This window comes from Kineococcus vitellinus (genome assembly GCF_009906315.1).
GTDB lineage: Bacteria > Actinomycetota > Actinomycetes > Actinomycetales > Kineococcaceae > Kineococcus > Kineococcus vitellinus.
In genome coordinates this window covers 1-1,398 of the sequence record NZ_JAAALL010000543.1, presented here as the reverse complement: position 1 = coordinate 1,398, position 1,398 = coordinate 1, and the positions used below count along the sequence as shown (strand labels likewise).

Sequence of the window (1,398 nt, the reverse complement as noted above, 5' to 3'; positions counted from 1 at the left end):
GCCCGCGCCCGCCCCGCCGCCGGCGCACCCGCCGCCGCGGCCGCCGCGCTGGCCGCCGCGCTCGCGGCACTGGCCGCGGACACCGGGCTGCTGGCCCTGCTGGGCTACCTCGTCGCGATCGCGGGACCCGCGGCGTTCGTGCTGGTCCTGGCGGTCGGGGCGCTGCACGAGCGGCGCGCGCGGCCCTGGGTGCTCGCCCTGCTGCTCGTGCTCGCGGGCGGCGCGGCGGCCGGGGTGCTGCGGCCGGGGGTGCTCGCGCAGCTGGCCGGGAACCTCGCAGGCTCCCTGGCCGAGCGCGTCCTGCCGCCCGCGCTGCGGCTGCTGCTGCTGGTGGGCGCGGTGCTGTGGGCGGCGGCGGCGGTGCTGCTGCGCCGCGTCGCCACCGGGCGCTGCGGGCGCTGCGGGCGCGGCTCGCACCCGGGACCGGGCTGGCGGGAACCGTCGGCGGCGCTGCGCTGGGGCCGGGTCGCGACCCTCGTCGCCGCCGCCTGCCCGCTGCCGTACGCGCTGCTGCGCGCCACCTGGCTGACCCCCTGGCCGGTGGGCGCCCCCGCCGGCCTGGACCCGGCGACGCGCCTGTTCGGCCTCCTGCTGGGCGCGGCCGCCGTCGGCGGCTGCGCGCTGACCCTCGGCCTGCTGCGGCCGTGGGGGGAGGTGTGGCCGGGCTGGGTGCCGGTGCTGCGCGGGCGGCCGGTGCCGTGGCGGCTGCCGGTGCTGCTGGGCGGCACCGTCGCCGTCGTCCTGCTCGCGGCGACCCCCGCCTTCGGCGCCGCGGCGCTGGAGGGCCTGCGCGGCGACGACCCGGCGCAGGTCTCGTTCCTGCTGCTCTTCCCCACGCTGCCGTGGGGCCTGTCCCTGGGCGCGGCCGTCGCCGCCTACGGCCTGCGCCGTGGCGGCACCTGCGCCGCGTGCGGGCGCGGCGCCGCCCCGCTGCCCGTGCGTGCCTGAAGCGACCCGGACGGCCGAGGTGCCCGGGACGGCCGAGGTGCCCGCGCCCTCGTCACGGGGCACCCGGCGCTGGGAGGATGCCGCCGTGGCGGCAGCGGTGCACCCGGCGGTGCGCGCCGGCCTGCACCGGTGGGTCTACCTGCTGCTGGGGGCCGCGCTCGCCGTGGCGTTCGTCGTCGTCCTCGCCTGGCCGGTGCAGCTGCTGGCCGACCGGCTGCCCGCCCCGGCCGCCGTCGCGGTCGCCGCCCTGGTGCTGCTGCTGCCGGTCGCGGCGGTCGGCGCGGTGGGGGAGGTGCGCTCGGTCGAGGGCGCGGCCGTGGCCGCCCTGCTCACCGGCGGCGACCCGCAGCGCCCCGGGCCGGCCACCACCTGGCGCCAGCGCTCCCGCACCTGCCTGCTGCTCGTGCTGCACGTCGCGGCCGGGGGCGTGGCGGGGGCGCTGCTCGTGGT

At 82.1% G+C, this 1,398-nt stretch carries 1 protein-coding gene and 1 pseudogene; both read left to right on the top strand.

Annotated elements, in window-relative coordinates; all coding sequences use genetic code 11:
* On the top strand, positions 1-948 hold a 948-nt coding region (locus tag GTQ99_RS23265; RefSeq protein ID WP_166618019.1), incomplete at its 5' end, for a hypothetical protein.
* Between the two features lie 85 nt (positions 949-1,033).
* A pseudogene (locus tag GTQ99_RS23260) lies at positions 1,034-1,398 on the top strand (hypothetical protein); the annotation flags it as partial.